The organism is Bradyrhizobium sp. Leo78, from assembly GCF_059512425.1.
Window position 1 is genome coordinate 1 of the sequence record NZ_JCAMOT010000177.1, and the last position, 657, is coordinate 657.

1 protein-coding gene and 1 pseudogene are annotated in these 657 nt (G+C 67.1%); both read left to right on the forward strand.

The genetic code is table 11. From position 1 onward, the window contains the following. Nucleotides 1-284: pseudogene (locus AC5ZG1_RS44155) on the forward strand (cell envelope biogenesis protein TolA); the annotation flags it as partial. A gap of 83 nt (nt 285-367) precedes the next feature. Beyond that, a complete protein-coding gene (locus AC5ZG1_RS44160; RefSeq protein ID WP_130231616.1) occupies nt 368-601 on the forward strand; it encodes a hypothetical protein in 234 nt (77 codons plus the stop codon). Nucleotides 602-657 lie beyond the last annotated feature (56 nt).

Below are 657 nucleotides of genomic sequence, written 5' to 3' on the forward strand. Positions count from 1 at the left end.
GCGACGCGCGAAAGGCCGCCGCCGAATTCGAGAAGGAGCAGAAGCGCCGCGACGCCGAGCGCCGGCGCGAAGAGGCCGCCAGGCAGAGGAATCGCGAACGGCGCGAAAAGGCGACGGCAAAAGCCCGGGCCGCGCTGGACAAGGCCGAGCGCGAGCATGCGAAGAAGGCCGCGGATATTCAGGCTGAGGTCGAGGCTATCGAGAAGCGAGCGCGGGCCGAGGACGACCGGTGGGAAAAGGAAAGAGAACGGCTGCAAGCCGCCCTGCGGCGCGCGGAGGACTAGCCGGCAAGAGCCATTCGCGTCTCCGGAACGGAGTTCGGCCGGATCGCGTTGACTGCTCGATCTTCATGACGGGAGGAACGCACATGAGATGGATTTCGGCGGCAGCTTGCGTGGCCGCGATTTCGCTTGCTTTCGCGCCCGCGGCGGACGCGAAGGGCTGCATCAAGGGTGCCATCGTCGGCGGCGTCGCCGGCCATATGGTGGGACACGGCAAGCTGGGCGCCGCGGCCGGGTGTGTCGTCGGCCATCACGAGGCGAACAAGAAAAACCCGAACAACGCGAACGCTCAGCAGCAGGCGCCTTCGGGGCAAAGGTGAGAACCGCGACGATGGCGAAGCGCTAAGGTTTCGCCGGAGGGCATCAGGCCTCGGGC